We start from the raw sequence: 18,302 nt of genomic DNA, 5'->3' as shown, positions 1-18,302 counted from the left end.
CTGACCTCCTAGTTTGGCACGCTTGAAAACTCGCGTACATCAACAAATCTTCCTTCTATTGCTGCAGCAGCTGCCATCTCTGGACTAACCAAATGTGTACGTGCTCCATTTCCTTGCCTTCCTTCAAAATTTCGATTTGAAGTAGAAGCACACCTACCCTCTGGCGGGACAACATCATCGTTCATAGCTAGGCACATACTGCATCCAGCATCACGCCATTCAAATCCGGCTTCTTTAAAGATTGTGTCAATCCCTTCTTTTTCTGCTTGCATTTTCACACTAAAGGATCCAGGTACAACGATTGCTCTAACATTTTTATTTACTTCTTTTCCTTTTACAATAAAGGCAGCTTTTTGCAAATCGCTAAGCCTAGAATTTGTACATGAACCAATAAATACATGATCAATTTCTATTGACGTAATAGGCTGTTTTTCATTTAACCCCATATAGGCAAGCGCCCTTTCCACATCTTCCTTCTGATCGACCTTACTTAAATCTGGAGTCATCCCACTTACTGGTACACACATTCCCGGATTCGTTCCCCATGTTACTTGTGGTTCAACCTCTTCCGCCTGAATTGTTACGGTTTTATCATAGACAGCACCTTCATCCGTAGCCAGTGCTCTCCATTCTTCGGCTAATGTTTCAAACTCCTCGCCAATTGGTACATATCGCTTACCAATTAAGTAATCAACCGTCGTCTCATCCGGACTTATTAAACCTGCTCTGGCGCCAGCTTCAATGGACATATTACAAATTGTCATGCGCTCTTCCATCGATAAATTTCGAATCGCTTTGCCAGTATATTCGATAACATAACCTGTGCCAAAGCGTACTCCAAATTTAGCAATGATAGCAAGTATCAAATCCTTCGCTGTTACTCCTGATCCAAGTTCACCATCTACCTGAACATTTAATGTTTTCGGGCGTTCTTGCCACAATGTTTGTGATGCAAGTACATGTTCTACTTCACTTGTGCCGATACCAAATGCTAATGCACCAAATGCGCCATGTGTGGATGTATGGCTATCTCCACAAACGATTGTCTTGCCAGGCTGTGTTAGGCCAAGTTGAGGGCCTATCACATGGACAATGCCTTGATCAGGATGATACATATCTGCCAATGTGATTCCATATTCTTCGCAATTCTTTTGCAGTGTTTCCATTTGTTTTTGAGATATTGGATCTTTTATTACTTCACGATTTTTAGTCGGAACATTATGGTCCATTGTTGCGTATGTTAAATCGGGACGTCTAACCTTGCGATTATTCATGCGTAACCCCTCAAACGCTTGAGGAGAGGTCACTTCATGAACAAGGTGAAGGTCAATATATAGTAAATCTGGCTTTCCTTCTTCATGATGCACGATATGTTTATCCCAAATCTTCTGAATAATTGTTTTTGGTTTGTTCAATTGGTAAATTGGTGACACCTCCCTTTATTATGCATACGTACTAAGAATGCTGTTCGATACACTTTTATTTGTTAGATTTTCTATAACCACTTCTGTCATTTCCTTGGTACCGATTTGTTTCCCATTTGGAATATCTAAATCCGGTGTGTAATAACCTTGATCAAGTGCTGCATTAACTGCCAGTTCAATGGCATCCGCCTCTTCTATCATTTGGAAGGAATGCCTTAACATCATAGCAGCGGATAAAATCATAGCTAGCGGATTAGCGATTCCCTTTCCGGCAATATCTGGTGCGGATCCATGTACGGGCTCATATAGACCTACTCCATCAGAACGTAAGCTTGCAGATGGAAGCATTCCTAGTGACCCTGTTAAAACAGACGCCTCATCACTTAAAATATCACCAAACAGGTTCTCCGTTACAATAACATCAAAACTATTAGGATTTGTAACTAGCTTCATAGCTGCCGCATCGACCAGTAAGTGGTCTACAGTAACCTCTGGGAATTCTTTGCTCTTTTTGTTCACAATTTCACGCCACATCCGACTTGATTCTAATACATTAGCTTTATCGACAGATGTTAGATATTTATTTCTTAATTGCGCGCTTTGAAATCCGCGCTCTACAATTCGTTCAATCTCGCTTCGGTGATAATACAGTGTATCAATTGCCGCCAGACCATTCTCACGCCGCTCTCTTGGTTTTCCGAAATACAGTCCACCTGTTAATTCTCGAACAATTAGGATATCACTTCCGTTAATTACTGATTCTTTTAATGGAGAAGCATGCATTAAAGGGGTAAATCCTTTAATAGGACGTAAATTTGCATACAATTCGAGAGCCTTTCGAATCCCCAGCAACCCTTTTTCTGGTCTAAGATGTGGTGGAAGGGAGTCATATTTTTTGTCTCCTACCGCACCTAATAAAATAGCATCTGCACTTTGACATGCTTTCACTGTATCTTCCGGCAATGGTGTTCCGCATTGTTCATATGCATCTCCGCCAATTGCATGCTGATGAAAAGTAAAGCGATGGCCATATTCACTGGCTATCGTATTCAAAATAGCTTTTGCAGCTTCCATAATTTCTTTGCCAATCCCATCTCCTGGAAGTAGAATAATTTGTTTATTCATTTCACTCACCACCTTCATTTTTATTTAACTTGTTGTTTCAGTTTTGTTTGTTCCTGAATAACATACCGGTTTACTGCGTTTAAAAATGCATTAGCTGAGGCCTCTACAACGTCTTGAGCAGTTCCCCTTCCGTTAACAGGCTCGCTATTTACAATAAGTTGAACGTGAGATTCTGCAAGTGCATCCTTACCACGTCCCACAGAGTTAAGTTGGTAATCCACAAGCTGGATTTCCTCTTTAATGAGAGTATCTAACGTTTCATATAATGCCTCAACACTTCCCTGCCCAGTACAAGCCGTTTCTACACGTTCATTATCGGGGGTCGTTAATACTACCGTTGCTGTTGGAATATTAGTTGTGCCATACTGCACTTGGAACATTTCCAATTCATATTTATTCATTGCCGACGTGTCCGTTTGAACATCCATTAAAATCGTAAATAAATCATCATCGGTTACTTCTTTCTTTCTATCTGTTAAACGCTTGAAAGCTTCAAACGCTTCTTGCAGTTTTTCACTAGATAGTTCATAACCAAGTTCAACGACTTTATCTCTGAATGCATGACGGCCAGAGTGTTTCCCTAAAAATAATGTATTCGAATTTACGCCAACCATTTCTGGTGTAATTATTTCATAGGTTTCTGCATTTTTTAATACACCATCCTGGTGAATTCCTGATTCATGTGCAAATGCATTGCGACCTGTTATTGCTTTGTTTGCTTGAACATACATTCCAGTCAATTTAGATACTAGGTCACTTGTGCGTTTTATTTCATTTAATTTTAAAGCAGTTGTATAAGGATACTGATCAGAACGAATGTTTAATGCTACAGCTACTTCCTCTAAAGCAACATTACCAGCACGTTCACCGATACCGTTAATCGTCCCTTCAACCTGCGTTGCACCGTTCTCAACTGCTGCAATCGAATTGGCAACTGCCATTCCCAGATCATTATGGCAATGACAAGAAAGACTAACTTTGTCGATATTTGGCACATTTTCTTTCATAAAGCGAAACATGTTCCCATATTCTGTTGGTGTTGTATACCCAACTGTATCAGGCAGGTTGATCACTGTAGCCCCAGCATCAATCACTTTTTCAATTATTTGAGCTAAAAATTTCCAATCTGAACGTGATGCATCTTCTGCAGACCATTGAACTTGCGGGAATTTTTGCTTGGCATAAGAAACCATGTTAACCGCAGTTCCAATTACTTGCTCTGGAGATTTTTTCAATTTATATGTCATATGAATAGGTGATGTCGCAAGAAATAAGTGCAATCTTGGTTCAGCTGCACTTTTAAGTGCTTCCCAAGCGGTGTCTATATCTGACTTAACTGTTCTGGCTAAACCTGTAACAGAAGTTTCTTTAATCGTTTCTGCTATGGTTTTCACTGCGTTAAAATCACCTTGGGAGGAAGCAGGAAACCCTGCCTCCATGCGATCTATTCCCAAGCGCTCAAGCTGTTTAGCAATTTCCATCTTTTCCAATTGATTGAGATTCACCCCTGGAGATTGCTCTCCATCTCTCAGCGTTGTATCAAAAATTTTAATGTGAGACATATGTTTTCACACCTTTTTGTTTTTATTTGTTATTTACAGGCTGTTTGACAAAAGGCATTAACTCACGTAACTCTTTTCCAACCGTTTCAATTGGATGTTGATTTTCTTGAGCATTGATTGCATTATATTTAGGACGATTTGCTTGGTTTTCAAGAATCCATCCTTTAGCAAATTCACCAGATTGGACCTCTGCAAGAACTTCTTTCATACGTGCTTTTGTTTCGTCATTGACTACTCGTGGCCCAGATACAAAGTCACCCCATTGCGCTGTATCAGAGATAGAGTAGCGCATGTTTTCCAATCCGCCTTCATAAATCAAGTCAACAATTAACTTTACTTCATGTAAACATTCAAAATAAGCTACTTCCGGCTGATATCCAGCTTCTGTTAATGTTTCAAATCCTGCCTTAATTAAACTTGAAAGACCGCCACATAATACAGCTTGCTCGCCAAATAAGTCTGTTTCTGTTTCTTCTTGGAAACTCGTTTCAAGTACACCTGCTCTTGCAGCTCCAATACCTTGTGCATAAGCAAGCGCAATTTGTTTTGCATTACCAGTAACGTCTTGCTGTACACCATACAAAGCAGGTACCCCTGCGCCCTCTTCATATGTTCTGCGCACAAGATGACCTGGTCCTTTCGGCGCTACAAGAAATACATCTACATCAGCTGGTGGTACAATTTGGCTAAAGTGAATATTAAAACCGTGAGCAAAGGCAATTGCATTGCCTGGTTGTAAATTCGGCTTGATGCTTTCGTTGTACACAGCCGTTTGTAATTCATCCGGTAAAAGAACCATAACTACATCGGCTTCCCTAACTGCATCAGCTACAGATATAACTGTAAAACCATCTTCTTCTGCTTTTTGTTGAGACTTTCCTGGTCTTAAACCGACCACGACATCATATCCACTTTCGCGTAAATTAAGTGCATGAGCATGCCCCTGAGAACCATAACCTACAATCGCGATCTTCTTTTCTCTTAAAACCTCTGTTTGAATATCTTTTTCATAAAGTACTTTTTGCATTTTATTCTTCCTCCCAATTTTATGTTTTTTATTATATTTATAGCTATTTTTTCTACTCATTACATAGAAAAATAAAACCCGTTTATTATACTTACACTGAAAATGAACTTATTTCCGTTACATGTGGTTGTTGTCCACGCAGAAATGCAGTTGTTCCAGTTCTTGTCAATTCCTTAATACCATAAGTTCCTAACAAGTTAATCAAAGCATCAACTTTATCTGGCTTTCCAGTTACCTGGATAGTTAGACTGTCTTTACTAACATCTATTACGGACGCCCGAAATGGTGCGATTACACCTTGGATTTCAGCGCTTAAATGTGCGTTGCTGGCCACTTTAATTAAGGCTAATTCTCTTGCCACCATCGCTTTATCTGTAATATCAGATACCTTTAGTACATCAATTTGCTTATTCAGCTGTTTTGTTAACTGCTCTAACTTTTGATCATCACTTACTTCCACAACAAATGTCATTTTTGAAATACCCTTCACTTCTGAACCACCAACCGAAATGCTTTCAATATTGAATTGCCGCTTATATAGCATCCCTGTAATACGGTTCAAAACCCCTGCCCTGTCTTGAACAGTAGCCGTTATGATACGTTTCATTTTTTCACCCCTATCATTTCGTGAATTCCTTTTCCAGGAGCAATCATCGGGTAAACACATGTCTCTTGAGCAACTCTGCAATCAATAACAACAGGACCGTTATAAGCAAAAGCATCTTTTAAAGTACTGACTACATCATCCTCACGATCAATCTTAATTCCGCGAACCCCATAACTTTCTGCAAGCTTTATAAAGTCTGGGTTAGTTGAAAATACGGACTCGGAATAACGTTTATCATAAAAACTCTCCTGCCATTGCCTTACCATTCCAAGTGCATTGTTATTAACAATGACTACCTTAACAGGCAAATTCCTTTCGTAAATAATAGAGAGCTCATGTGCAGTCATCTGGAACCCGCCATCGCCTACGACAGAAACTACCAAATCATCCGGTGCACCAAGTTGTGCTCCGATTGCCGCCGGAAACCCAAAGCCCATTGTCCCAAGGCCACCAGAAGTAACCCAGCGATTTGGTTTATCAAAATTGTAAAATTGAGCTACCCACATTTGATGCTGCCCAACATCTGTGGTGACAATCGCTTCACCATTAGATATCTGATATACCTGTTCTAATAGCCATTGTGGAGATAGGAGATCACTTGGACTTTCGTACCATAAAGGATATTCTTTTTTATTTTGTTGAAGTTTTTCCTTCCAGGCCTGGTGTTCAGGCATATCAATCTCACTGTTTAATAATTCCTTTAAAGCTTCTTTGGCATCTGCAACAACTGGAATATCTGTAGAAATATTTTTTCCAATTTCTGCAGGGTCAATATCGATATGAGCTACCCGTGCATTTGGTGCAAAGTGCTCTAAATTTCCTGTTAAACGGTCGTCAAATCTTGCACCAATATTAATTAATAAGTCGCTCTCATAAATCCCCATATTGGCCGCATAAGTACCATGCATTCCAGCCATTCCCAAAAAGAGTGGATTCGTCCCAGGGAAACTCCCTAATCCAAGCAATGTGTTTGTAATAGGAAGTTCATACTTCTCAACAAATTCCTTCAACTCTGCTGAAGCTTCCGAAAACAATACACCTGCTCCTGCAAGAATTAATGGTTTTTTTGCCCTTCCTAATGCTTCAGCTAGTTTTACAATCTGCAGTGGATTAGGTTTTGTTGTAGGTTGATATCCTGGTAAATGGAACTCTGTTTCAAATTTTTCTGCAGAGAGTTCTTGCGATATATTTTTTGGTATATCAACGACAACCGGCCCAGGCCGTCCCGTGGTTGCAATATGGAAGGCTTCTTTTACAATCCTCGGCAAATCAGATAACTTTTTTACTTGGTAGTTATATTTTGTAATAGGGGTAGTAATTCCCATGATGTCAGATTCCTGGAAGGCATCTGTTCCGATCACCTGATTTGCTACTTGACCAGTGAATACAACCAAGGGTAAAGAGTCCATCATTGCATCCGTAATACCAGTAATTAAGTTTGTCGCTCCAGGACCAGACGTTGCTAATACTACTCCTGCTTTACCAGTAACACGTGCATAACCTTCTGCTGCATGAACTGACCCTTGCTCATGTCTGGAAAGTATATGCTTAAATGGAGCGTCGCTTCGGTACATCGCATCATAAATTGGTAATACTGCACCACCCGGATATCCGAATAACGTGTCTACACCGGCTTCAACTAGTGTTTCAATTAATAAATCAGCACCTGTTATTGTTTTATTTGCACTTTCTGCCGCGTGATTCTCTACTTTCACTTTTATTTACCTCCCTAAGTAATAAAGTCATGGTTAATATATTTTCAAATTTTCTAATATCTACTGTTACCTAAACCTATTCGCCATTCCATCCATCATACATCTATAGCATTTTTAAATTGGAATGATTTACAAATTCAAGAAAAAAGACCCTTCTCTCCCTAAAATTCTGATTCTATTTCAGATTTTTTGGGGAGAAAAGAGTCTGCTTTTCACGGTACCACCCAGGTTCATAGTATTCTCGCAAATACTACCTCATTAAGCTAATAAAAATTTAGCCTTTTTTTGATAACAGGTACATAATGATATACCTGGCTAAGCCTAATAGAAAACCGTTCAACCTAGCACTCGGGGATGATGTCGGAACAATATGTATTTCTAGGCTTTCAGCAACCCTAGATCTCTGTGAATACATTACCCATGTTCTTTTATTCCCGTCATCGAGTTCAACTTTTTTATTTTATCTATACTAACCAGCGTCTAATTCATTTCCTTGCTTCGGATAACATTGTATGCCAGCCGTTGTAACTAAATCCCGAAATGTATGAAGTAAGTGTTTTGTTATTTCTCCTGGTTTACCATTTTGAATTGGCCTACCATCGACCTCTATCACTGGAATAACTTCTGCTGCTGTTCCAGTTAAGAATACTTCATCGGCAATATATACATCATGCGTTGTAAATGGGCGTTCTTCTATTTGATAATTTAAGTTTCTAGCTACATCTATAATGACATTACGTGTAATTCCTTCTAAAGCCCCCAAATATACAGGCGGGGTTATAATTACACCATTTTTAACGATAAAAATATTATCTGCTGACCCTTCTGTTACATAACCTTGGTCATTAAGCATTAAAGCTTCATCTGCTCCAGATTGTGTAGATTCTAATTTTACTAATATATTATTTAAATAATTTAATGATTTAATTTGTGGACTTAGTACATCTGGCCGATTTCTTCTGGTTGCTACTGAAACCAGTTTTAGTCCATTCTCATATAAGTCTTGCGAGTAAATAGAGAGTGCTTCCGCAATGACAATGACACTGGGATTCGAACAGTTCCTAGGATCTAACCCTAAGTCTCCTTCGCCTCTGGATATAACAACTCTAATATAGGCACTGGATAGTTCATTTTTGCGAACTGTATTTACAATAATTTGAGTGAGTTCCTCCTTGCTATAAGGAATTGTTAATCTGATCGAATGTGCAGAAGCATATAGTCTGTCTAAATGCTCTTTTAATTGAAAGACATTGCCACTATAAACGCGAATACCTTCAAAAACGCCATCGCCATATAAAAATCCATGATCGTATACAGATATAACAGCTTCATTTTTATTTACAAATTGGCCATTTACATATATCCATTGACTGTTCATACGTAAGCACTCCTTTCTTCTCTATTTTTAATTTTTTGACATTTTTATATAAAAATTTTTAACTTCCCTTATTTTTTAAAATTATATGCCTCATGGGAAGTTTCTGAAAATGATATTGAAATAAATAATACAACTTTTTAAGTGAATGGTCAACATCTATTTGAAGTTTTTCATATGACTGCGAGAAGCGTGCTTTCAATGGTTGCGCTTACATCATTTACATGACAAGAAAGTTACTTTTTTAAACCAAATTGTTACATTTTTGTTACATTTTAAAAAAGCGATTAATCTTTCCACTTTTTAGGTTAATCGCTTTTTTATGGTCTATATAAATTTAATCTAATAACCGATTATTGTTATCCACAGACATTAGCTTCGCCTGTCTAGAAGCAGTTTTATGAACCGTCCCCTCACCATGGCAAACACTGCACATATATTGCCACCCTTCATCATCTGCTAACATACCTGTGCCTTCGCATGCTTTACATACACTCTCTCTGTCAACCATTTTATAACCTCCTGTAAAACCTTTAAATTTAGGCTTGTTTTATATGTATTATATTGTCCATTTATTGCAAATACTACTCATGAATCATGGCAGAAATGAGGTGAAAACTTGGGAAGAGACGAACATAATCAGTCAAAGGGGAAAAATCGCTTAGCACAAACTCCAAAAAACCAACTATCTGATGGCAGAGATATTGAATTTAATGAGGAGTTTGCGGACTTTGATGATAAACAGGCACAAGCAAGAAGCCGAGCTGCAGATAAGCGTGCGAAGAAAAAGTAAGCAAATCGAGTAGGTGACTAATCATTATTTGATTAGTCACCTCTCATACACCGTACGTCAGACTGTTTAACAAACATATAAATACAACACTATAAAAAACACTTTTCATGATTTCAACCTTAAAAAAGCCTGAAACCTAAAAATTAAAAAGATTTCGATATTATTAAGCTGCTAAAAGCTCCACAATATCCGAAACTTTTCTGATTTTCGTTAACCTTTTGAAATCATAAGCAACACCAATTAGAGCTGCCTCTGCTTTTACAGAATCCAGCCCTCTTCCCAGGTAATAAGTATAACCAAAGTACCGCTTAATTGTCCCGAAAGGGTGTTCCACAATTTGCGACCGTTTTTTATAGATTTCATTATTTGCTATGGTATCCTTTTTTAATTTTTCTAGAACTTCCTCTTGTTCCCAGCGTTGTATGTTCCTTTCGCTTTTGGCTTTTGTGCATAAACCATAGACGGGACAGGATAAACATATCTCTCCTCCGATATATCTTTTATACTTTAATCCATTTTTAGAGGACTTTTCCATGTAAGGAAGCTCCCTCCCTTGAGGACAAAGGTAAGTGTCAGTTTCTTTTTGGTAACGAAAGTTATCTTTTGAATAAGCCGAATTTCCAGATACACTTTTAACTTTTTGTGGTTTTAAATATAAAGTATTCCCATCATCTAGACAATCTTTTATTTCTTTTGCATTATAATATCCTGTGTCTGCTACGATTGCTCTGTTTTTGTTTTTTGATAGAATTTCATTTACTTGGGAAGTCATAGGGGATAGTTGACTTTGGTCATTTACATCATTCACTACATCTAAAGTGACAATTATCTTGTGCTTACTATCTACGGGCAGATTGCATGTTGTAAGCGACATCTACCTTCCCATTATTTTTCATAGCTCTAGATTCAGGATCTGTAATTGTTAATTGCTTCTTTCCCTCTTCATTCATTTTCTTTTTCAATTCTGCTAGATGCTTTCTTTTCTTTTGATATTTGTCAATTTTTATTTCCATTAATGAAACTGTTTCGTTTGTTAGTTCATCCTCTTGTGCCATTTCTTCTAATCGTTGGATATAATGTTCTATTTTTTCATCAAAATAATTAATTTTCTTCGCTAATCCATTTGGAGTAATATAGTTACCCTTACTATTCTGAGCTTGTATCTTTGTTCCATCAATGGCAATAAGTTGGCCATCAATCAGTCCCCATCCTTTGAGTAGGCAAGTAAATGTACGCATTATCTTTTAAAACCTTTACGGTTTTCCTTCAAAAATAATGAGATAGTCCCATGATCAGGGCGTATTCCATTCACTAACCACATTAATTCAATATTTCTTTTACATTCTGTTTCTAAGGAACGTGAAGATCGAATCTTGTTAAAATACCCATAAATAAATAACTTCAATAAATCTTTTCTTTCATACGGAGGATTGTTCCTGTAGGAAGTTCCTTCCTTCTTGTCGGGAACCCTTGTAAGAGCTCCCCGGGTAAGAGCTATAACCCCCCCATGTAACTGCTGTATTTACTGTATGGAACTCGGGCAGTATTGGACTTTGTTTTGTAAAGCAAACTCGTCCATTCCAAGTCAGCCTTATATACAGTTCCTGTTCGTCAGTTCGGGGTTTTGCCTCCGGCTAACAGTTCCTACTGCCAAGCCTGTAGTGGACTTTCACCACCAGGCTATAGCCCATGCCGGGCACACTTTTAAGAAGCGATTCATTACAGTGAATCGCTTCGCTGTTTTTACACCTTTTATATTGCATCTATTCGGTAGTATTATGTACAATAATTTGTAATTGTGGGGAAATGAGGAAAAAACATGTCAAAGAAAAATGTTGAAGACTATCTTACAGAAGGAATATACGGTTTAAATCGCCCGAAAGAAGCTGAGCGTCACTATTTTTTAGGTACTCTAAGAGAACGGATCGTCCTAGCATTAACCATAGGACAGGTTATGACTGACTCGGGAATCAACAAGCTAGAAGATGCTATGAAGAATCATCGTGATAGTAAATTATTAATCAATGGCCATATATCTTATCGTTTTTTAAAGGCTGAAAAAAATTTGGCGAATAAATATAACATTCCATATACGGTCATTTCGAATGAAGAATATGAAACCGACATTGGGGCCGTCTTAACCTATGACTATGCTATCGATTATGGAAATATTTTTATAGAGGAAGAAGACATTATGGAAGATAAAAAACAAGAAAGATCCAGCTCTATTTTTTCTGTAATTAAAGATTGGTTCACCTCTCCTAAATAACAAAAAAGCAGCCGAGCTACTCAATGAAATGATTAGCTTGGCTGTTTATGTTTTTTTGAATTATAATTTTTGTCCGTAATATTTATCTAGTGAGAATCCTCTGCCCATAATCTCTGACGCATCCAGGAAAATAACAAAGGAACCCGGATCTTCTTGTTGTAATAATTTCTTTAAATAGACTGCTTCATTTCGTTCTGCTACACATAAAATCATTGTCTTATTGTCATTTGTATAACCGCCTAATGAACGGACTTTGGTAAGGCCGCGATCAATTCCCGTTCTTATAAGTGATTCCATCCGCTTTTCTTCTTCTGTTATAATCATGATCAGCTTTGCTGATGAAGTTCTTAACTGAACAATATCGATTACTTTGCTTGATATATAAATACTTATTAATGCAAATAACGTCAGTTCTAAATTAAACACAATCAGCGAAGTGATGACGACAAGACTATCTACGATTAATTGAGAATAACCGCTTGATAAGCCCGTAAATTTTTTTACAATTTGGGCGATTGCTGCTGTCCCGCCGGTCGAACCATTTCCCTTATAAACAATACCTAGGCCCACACCAAGTAAAATCCCCCCGTACAACGCTCCTAGCAACGGGTTCGTAATGGCAAATGGTAGATCTGTAGTAAGCCATATAACAAAAGGAACCCAAAACGTTCCAACTAATGTTTTTCCGCTAAAATCCTTTCCTAGCGTTAACCAGCCAATTAGAAAAATAGGTATATTAATAAGAAATTGTGTGAGCGCAGGGCTAAGTTGATATACTTCAAACAAAATGGTACTGACCCCAGAAAGTCCTCCCGCTGCAAGCTTGGAGGGGAGTAAGAACATGTTATAGCCGAATCCTACAAGCGACGCTCCAATAATGACCTGTATATATTGAATAATAGAACTGTTTTCTTTTAGTTTAAATTCCATCACTTTTTAAATCCTTCCTATAAAAAATAGTGGCTTTTCATTCAGTTAAGACTATCCAATCATTATATTGTAAATACATTTCACAGGCATGTCAATTTGACGTTGTCTATGTCGTGAAAATGGAATTTCCTCATAAAAAATCCTTTGTAAGGAATAATAATAGTGGAGGTGTTAAATATGTCACAACCTTATCTATGCCCGAATTGTAAAACAAATCATTCTCGTTTTAATGTCATCGAACAGGTCGCCAAACCCGTAAAATTAAATGCTGCTACTGGAAAGATTATCAACGATTATTCAAATGAAAGTGTAGAAGTCTATCACATTCTCTACGAAGGTCCGCAATTTAGAATTCAATGTGCTTCTTGTGGGCTTATTGAGTCAGAGGAAACGTTTATTAAATATGCGCAATTCAATAATAAAAATACTTAGACTGAAGCATTTTCTGATAAACTAGCTGCGTCGTAAAAAAAATAGGCAACCTTATACACTGCTTTATTATTTAAAAATCCCTTCACTCAATGAAAAGGAAGGGACTTTTATTTCTTTATAGATAGTCTTTACGCAATTCCTCAGCAGTTTTTGGAGAAATATATCCAGGTGCCACATCATAAACGGTTTTAGCACCCTTTTGTCCTTCTTGGTTTAGACGATATGCAGCGCGAGCATACGCAGTGACTACACTTGCAGTAAACTCCGGGTTACTATCCAAATTCAAGCTATATTCTACAATTTGATTGTTTCCTTCACCAGTTTTTCCACTACGTATGACAAAACCACCATGAGGCATAGCAGCATGATCTCTTTTCAATTCTTCTTCCGTAATAAAGTGAACGGTTGTTTCATAATCCACAAAGTAATTAGGCATAGTCTTAATATCTTTCTCTATCCTTTCTGTATCAGCGCCTTCCTCCGCTACAATATAACATGTACGGACATGTCGGTCATTTTTAGATACATCTGGATTCTCGCCATTTCTTACCTGTTTCATCACTTCTTCCGATGGAATCGTATATTGGACTCCGTTTTTAACACCATCTACTCTTCGCACAGCATCTGAATGCCCCTGACTCAAGCCTTTTCCCCAAAATGTATACGTATTTCCTTCAGGTAGTAGCGCCTCAGACATCACACGATTAATCGAAAACATACCAGGGTCCCAGCCAACGGAAATGATGCTCGTTTTTCCGCTTGCTTGAGCAACTTTATCAACCGATGCAAAGTATTCAGGAATCTTTGCATGGGTATCAAAGCTATCAACCGTGTTAAACATTTCAGCAAATGCCGGAACCTGCTCAGGAAGATCTGTTGCAGAACCACCGCATAGAATCATGACATCTATTTTTTCCGTGTAATTTTTTGCTTCATCAATATGTAGTACTTTTACATCTGGATTAATTACATTGACACTTTCCGGTTTTCTTCTAGAAAAAACAGCGACAAGCTCCATGTCTGATTGTTGAGCAATAGAAGCCTCTGCGCCCCTTCCTAAGTTTCCGTAACCTACAATTCCAACTCTAATTTTATTTCCCATATTTTCCCCTCCGTTTATGAAAAGTTATTACTCTCTACTCTCCGATGTTCTTTTATACTATCGTTTCTTCTTTTTTTCTGCAATAAAGAAGGTTGGATGCAAGCGCTATATTTTTAGAATTCCATTCGTTTAGCTCAAAGGATTAATAATATCCCTTTCTTTTTCTGTACTTAGCTAAGAACAAAAGAAGAAATGGAAGTGGAAAAAGCACAATCGTATACGCATAAAGGGTCAAAAAAAACTCTAAATGCCTTCTCGTGTCCACCATAATGTAAGCGAATATGCCTATTAAAATACTTATAACAGTAAAAACAACCACATTCTTTCCTTTTTTATTCGGCTTTTTTAACACCGTTAGCTGTTCATAAGCAATGAGAAGAAATAAACTGCCACGAATAAACGAACCAAACGTCATTAGTATTAAGGCGTATACATCCAATCGATCAATAAACTTCAAGGTGACGACCCGGACAATTTCTAATGCTGGGTAAACAAAGTTATCTGTCTGTTCTAAACCAAAGGTCATAATTGCTCCAGTCGATGTCGATAACATCATAAATACATTCGCAATGACACTAACTAGCCACAAGGTAAATGTATACTTTTTGCAAGGATGTTCTAGCGGTATTGTTAATAGAAACAATAATTCGATCCATACAGTAGAAAATAGTAAAGCTCCAAGCAATACAGGTTTCCACCCATGTTCTAAAAACGGCATTAATTCATATATATCTCTTTCACGAAAATTTGTAAAAGTAATCGAGTGTCCTGTTAACATCACTATAAAAAACAATATACCGGCTGTTAAAGCAATCCCTTTTGCTCCTTTTGCGGCCCCATACATCGATAAAAGCAAAAAAACAGCGACTAAAATCCATGAAGGTGTGGCTATAAGAAATGATGCATTTACCATATCGATTAATGCAGCTATTGATAAAGATGCTAAGAAAGTAAAATACAAGAAGAATAAAATAGCTATTCCATTACCTGCAAAATTACCAAATAAGCTTTTTTGCGCTTTATAAATTGGCTCATCCGGATATATCAGTCTCAAACGATACAAAATGAAAGAAAATAAAAAGCCGATCGGGATGGCTATAATTGCAGAAATCCAAACATCTCTTCCAGCAAGATTAATTGCGAGAGGAAGCAACACAACATGACCCATAATCGGGAGGGTTAAAACAATAAGAAAAAACATTTGCCATTTATTGACCACTCTACTCCCTCCCTTTAAAAATCATATGGATTTCGATTTTTCTTCTTTTTGTAACTTTCACCTGGACTATCGATTAAACCTTGTTCCGTTATTTCTACGTCAACATTTACATTTATTTCTGCTTCAGAAAAAATATCCTCCCATTTGTCTTTCACTTTATTAAACGCTTTTGGCTGTTTGCGATAAGTGTTCATCCCGATTAAAGTGACATCTGCTTTAAAGTCTTTCTGAAGTTTATTAAGTGCTTTGTGAATTGCCTTTTCAATTTTTCCAGCAACTTTTTTTTCAAAATCAGAGATCTGTATAGGCATTGTTGTCCCTTCAATAATTTGTTCTGTTATCTCTCCAACTGCATCCATATGAATATCAACTTTTAATTGATTCCCTTGCAGTTTCGTTTTCACATCGGTATCCCCTCTTAATAATTCAAAGGATCCTTTCACGTCATCAAAAGTAACCCGGACACTTGCGCCTTGTGTTTTGTTATTAAGCAACATTAATCCAGCTGATTCTAACACATCTAATTTACCTACTTTTCTTCCATTTTTTATAATGGCCGTACCATTAATTTGTGTTAATTGACTACCCGCTTCTTCTTCCTTTCGTTTTATGATAGGAAGGTAACCATTATTCATTGTACTCATCAACATTTTAAAAAGCTCCCTTGCTCTGACGGTAGGGTAGCTAGATACAAATTCACCTGATTCAAGACCTGAAACTAATTCTCTTGAAATGTTATTACTGAAGATAGGATCTGTAGTAAATATATCTTTTGGATCTTCATCTGTGATAAATAAATAACTATTTAAACGAAGCATTTGCTCTCTTCTCAGCACATCTAAAAAATTTAGCATGTCTTCTTCTGAAGCTAAGTCTTCATGAATGATCCATACAATGGCATGCGTGAAAAATAATCTTCTTTTGGATATTCTGATTACTTCTCTTGCAGCATCAAAAAATGTTTTACTTTTTGTTGTTAAAATAATACTTTTTTCTTTCACTGTTTCCTCGTTTGGGGTTACATCTGAAGGTGCGATGGCTTCAACTGCAATTTCATATTCATCTCCAGCTTTCTTTATTCCTACTCCTACCACCATCATTGATTCGTCCAGTTCAACACTATCCTTACAACCCGCTAAAAATAACATCAGAACAATAACTACTGCACTAATTATTCTTATCATGCTTTTCATTTCCTTTATTTGGGGAAGGTGGTACCCTTTTGTATCTGATTGGACGGACATTCGGTATACTTTTCGGTCTGTATTTTAATAATCTGTATGGCAGTCGGATGAATGCGTCTTTCCAATCTCTGAAATACAATGGCATAATAGGTGCCATATAATAGACGCCCATTGACTTAAGGTTTGCCATATGCATGATCGTAAATAATACACTGACCATCAGCCCATAAAATCCAAAAGTAGCACTAGGAATGATATAGATAATTCGAAGCAAGGTAACTACTTCGGCAACTGGTGTCACAATAAAGGCAGTAATAGCTGCTGTTGAAACAACAATAATCGTTTGTGCACTGATTAAGCCTGCAGCAACAGATACCTCTCCCAAAATCAATGCTCCAACAATACTCACCGCCTGCCCGATCGCTCGCGGCATCCGTACTCCTGCTTCCCTTACAATTTCAAATAAAACAATCAAAAGTAACGTTTCTTGTACTAATGGTAAAGGTACACCTTCCCTTGATTTTTCCAGCGCCAGAAGAAATCCAGATGGTATGGCCTCTTTATGGAAATTCACAATACAAATGTACAGAGCTGGCAACATGGTACTTATTACAAAAGCAAACAAACGTAACAGCCTTACAACGGAAGAGCTAAACGGCCTGGAACTATAATCTTCTACGTCTTGCATTTTTTCTAAAAATAAACTTGGGTAAAATAAGGTAATAGGCGTTCCATCTACGATGAGAACAACTCTCCCCTCCATTAGCATAGCTGCGGCTACATCTGGTCTTTCCGTATTGCCTGTTACAGGAAAAATCGTGTATGTTTGGTCTTCTAAATATTGCTCTATTTGTCCAGAACTCGCAATATCATCCACCTCAATTTTTCTAATTCTCTTATTGACACGCTCTAACACTTGCGGATCTACAATCCCCTCTACATACGCTAAAACAACTTCCGTTTGGCTGTATTCTCCAAACGTATATAACTGAAATCGTAATTGAGGGGAGGCGATTCTTTGTCTTAATAGCGATATATTTGTATGAACACTCTCGATAAAACTTTCCCTTGATCCACTTACAACTGCTTCTGTTGGAGGCTCTTCAATGCTTCTGGTCTCTTTTCCCTCTGTACTAGCAATGATACCCGTTGTATAACCCTCTATTAAAATGAAGGTATTTCCTCTTAACGTTTTTAAAATGGCATTATATAGATTAGCTTCATATTTGACTTCGTTAATATATATTTTTTCTTTTACACCTTCAATGATATTGTCAGCGACCTTAGATTGTTTACGCAGGGGTTCAAGTATATTTTGGTGAATGGACGCTTCATCAGCTAATCCTCCAATGCTTAAAATCAAAATGTGAATTTCCTCGTTTTTCCTATTATGTAAAGTAACTTCTCCCCAAGAAGTGTCAGGACTATCCCCCAGTATTTTCCTAATATGTGCTTTGTTTTTTTCGAGGTCCCGATCAATCGATATATGTTTTGTTTTCCTTACTTTATTAGCTGATTTTTTTCGTGTCACCAAATAA

At 37.4% G+C, this 18,302-nt stretch carries 19 protein-coding genes; 3 read left to right on the top strand and 16 right to left on the bottom strand.

Annotated elements, in window-relative coordinates; genetic code table 11:
* Positions 1-8 precede the first annotated feature (8 nt).
* From leuC to J2Z81_RS05665, 8 genes are all read right to left on the bottom strand, one after another.
* Positions 9-1,415: a 3-isopropylmalate dehydratase large subunit gene (leuC, locus tag J2Z81_RS05700; RefSeq protein ID WP_226370898.1), complete on the bottom strand. Its 1,407-nt coding sequence runs from the start codon at positions 1,413-1,415 to the stop codon at positions 9-11.
* Positions 1,416-1,442: 27 nt separating this feature from the next.
* Positions 1,443-2,549 carry a 3-isopropylmalate dehydrogenase gene (gene leuB, locus J2Z81_RS05695; RefSeq protein ID WP_226370897.1) on the bottom strand — a complete coding sequence of 369 codons (1,107 nt, stop codon included), beginning with the start codon at positions 2,547-2,549 and terminating at the stop codon, positions 1,443-1,445.
* Between the two features lie 20 nt (positions 2,550-2,569).
* Positions 2,570-4,111, bottom strand: a complete 1,542-nt coding sequence (locus tag J2Z81_RS05690) for a 2-isopropylmalate synthase (RefSeq protein ID WP_226370896.1) — start codon at positions 4,109-4,111, stop codon at positions 2,570-2,572.
* Between the two features lie 22 nt (positions 4,112-4,133).
* On the bottom strand, positions 4,134-5,138 hold the full coding sequence (gene ilvC / locus J2Z81_RS05685) for a ketol-acid reductoisomerase (RefSeq protein ID WP_226370895.1): 1,005 nt from the start codon (positions 5,136-5,138) through the stop codon (positions 4,134-4,136).
* Positions 5,139-5,229: 91 nt separating this feature from the next.
* Positions 5,230-5,745, bottom strand: a complete 516-nt coding sequence (gene ilvN, locus J2Z81_RS05680; RefSeq protein ID WP_226370894.1) for an acetolactate synthase small subunit — start codon at positions 5,743-5,745, stop codon at positions 5,230-5,232.
* Positions 5,742-7,460 carry a biosynthetic-type acetolactate synthase large subunit gene (gene ilvB / locus J2Z81_RS05675; RefSeq protein ID WP_226370893.1) on the bottom strand — a complete coding sequence of 573 codons (1,719 nt, stop codon included), beginning with the start codon at positions 7,458-7,460 and terminating at the stop codon, positions 5,742-5,744. Before ilvB ends, ilvN begins: the two co-directional genes overlap by 4 nt.
* 469 nt (positions 7,461-7,929) lie before the next feature.
* A complete protein-coding gene (ilvE, locus tag J2Z81_RS05670; protein ID WP_029269074.1) occupies positions 7,930-8,838 on the bottom strand; it encodes a branched-chain-amino-acid transaminase in 909 nt (302 codons plus the stop codon).
* Between the two features lie 334 nt (positions 8,839-9,172).
* Entirely contained in the window at positions 9,173-9,346 is a 174-nt protein-coding gene (locus tag J2Z81_RS05665; protein ID WP_198020932.1) for a hypothetical protein, read from the bottom strand.
* Between the two features lie 108 nt (positions 9,347-9,454).
* Between J2Z81_RS05665 and J2Z81_RS05660 the strand changes: the two genes are divergently transcribed.
* The gene (locus J2Z81_RS05660; protein ID WP_226370892.1) at positions 9,455-9,628 is read left to right on the top strand and encodes a YfhD family protein; all 174 of its coding nucleotides are present in this window, start codon (positions 9,455-9,457) and stop codon (positions 9,626-9,628) included.
* 163 nt (positions 9,629-9,791) lie between these two features.
* Here J2Z81_RS05660 and J2Z81_RS05655 read toward each other — a convergent pair whose 3' ends face one another.
* From J2Z81_RS05655 to J2Z81_RS16180, 3 genes are read right to left on the bottom strand one after another with little or no spacing between them, the layout of a single operon-like run.
* Positions 9,792-10,502 (bottom strand): transposase, encoded by a 711-nt coding sequence (locus J2Z81_RS05655; protein ID WP_226370891.1) that lies wholly within the window; start codon positions 10,500-10,502, stop codon positions 9,792-9,794.
* A complete protein-coding gene (locus J2Z81_RS05650) occupies positions 10,468-10,866 on the bottom strand; it encodes a hypothetical protein (RefSeq protein WP_226370890.1) in 399 nt (132 codons plus the stop codon). Before J2Z81_RS05650 ends, J2Z81_RS05655 begins: the two co-directional genes overlap by 35 nt.
* Positions 10,866-11,126, bottom strand: coding sequence for a transposase (locus tag J2Z81_RS16180; RefSeq protein ID WP_390337477.1), 261 nt, complete (start codon positions 11,124-11,126; stop codon positions 10,866-10,868). Before J2Z81_RS16180 ends, J2Z81_RS05650 begins: the two co-directional genes overlap by 1 nt.
* 321 nt (positions 11,127-11,447) lie before the next feature.
* Between J2Z81_RS16180 and J2Z81_RS05640 the strand changes: the two genes are divergently transcribed.
* Entirely contained in the window at positions 11,448-11,897 is a 450-nt protein-coding gene (locus J2Z81_RS05640) for a YueI family protein (RefSeq protein ID WP_226370888.1), read from the top strand.
* A 60-nt stretch (positions 11,898-11,957) separates the two neighbouring features.
* On the opposite strand, the gene J2Z81_RS05635 is transcribed toward J2Z81_RS05640, so the two are convergent.
* A complete protein-coding gene (locus J2Z81_RS05635; protein WP_029269069.1) occupies positions 11,958-12,827 on the bottom strand; it encodes a YitT family protein in 870 nt (289 codons plus the stop codon).
* Positions 12,828-13,004: 177 nt separating this feature from the next.
* Between J2Z81_RS05635 and J2Z81_RS05630 the strand changes: the two genes are divergently transcribed.
* Positions 13,005-13,259 (top strand): hypothetical protein, encoded by a 255-nt coding sequence (locus J2Z81_RS05630; RefSeq protein WP_029269067.1) that lies wholly within the window; start codon positions 13,005-13,007, stop codon positions 13,257-13,259.
* A 115-nt stretch (positions 13,260-13,374) separates the two neighbouring features.
* Here the strand turns inward: J2Z81_RS05630 and J2Z81_RS05625 are convergent, their stop codons facing one another.
* From J2Z81_RS05625 to J2Z81_RS05610, 4 genes are all read right to left on the bottom strand, one after another.
* Positions 13,375-14,361: a diaminopimelate dehydrogenase gene (locus J2Z81_RS05625; RefSeq protein WP_029269065.1), complete on the bottom strand. Its 987-nt coding sequence runs from the start codon at positions 14,359-14,361 to the stop codon at positions 13,375-13,377.
* A 142-nt stretch (positions 14,362-14,503) separates the two neighbouring features.
* Complete coding sequence (locus J2Z81_RS05620; RefSeq protein WP_226370887.1) at positions 14,504-15,580, bottom strand: GerAB/ArcD/ProY family transporter; 1,077 nt, start codon at positions 15,578-15,580, stop codon at positions 14,504-14,506.
* 14 nt (positions 15,581-15,594) lie between these two features.
* Entirely contained in the window at positions 15,595-16,764 is a 1,170-nt protein-coding gene (locus J2Z81_RS05615; protein WP_226370886.1) for a Ger(x)C family spore germination protein, read from the bottom strand.
* Positions 16,748-18,295, bottom strand: coding sequence for a spore germination protein (locus J2Z81_RS05610; protein ID WP_226370885.1), 1,548 nt, complete (start codon positions 18,293-18,295; stop codon positions 16,748-16,750). Before J2Z81_RS05610 ends, J2Z81_RS05615 begins: the two co-directional genes overlap by 17 nt.
* Positions 18,296-18,302 lie beyond the last annotated feature (7 nt).

It is taken from the genome of Virgibacillus alimentarius, assembly GCF_017874635.1.
GTDB lineage: Bacteria > Bacillota > Bacilli > Bacillales > Amphibacillaceae > Virgibacillus_B > Virgibacillus_B alimentarius.
This window is presented reverse-complemented; position numbering and strand designations above follow the sequence as displayed.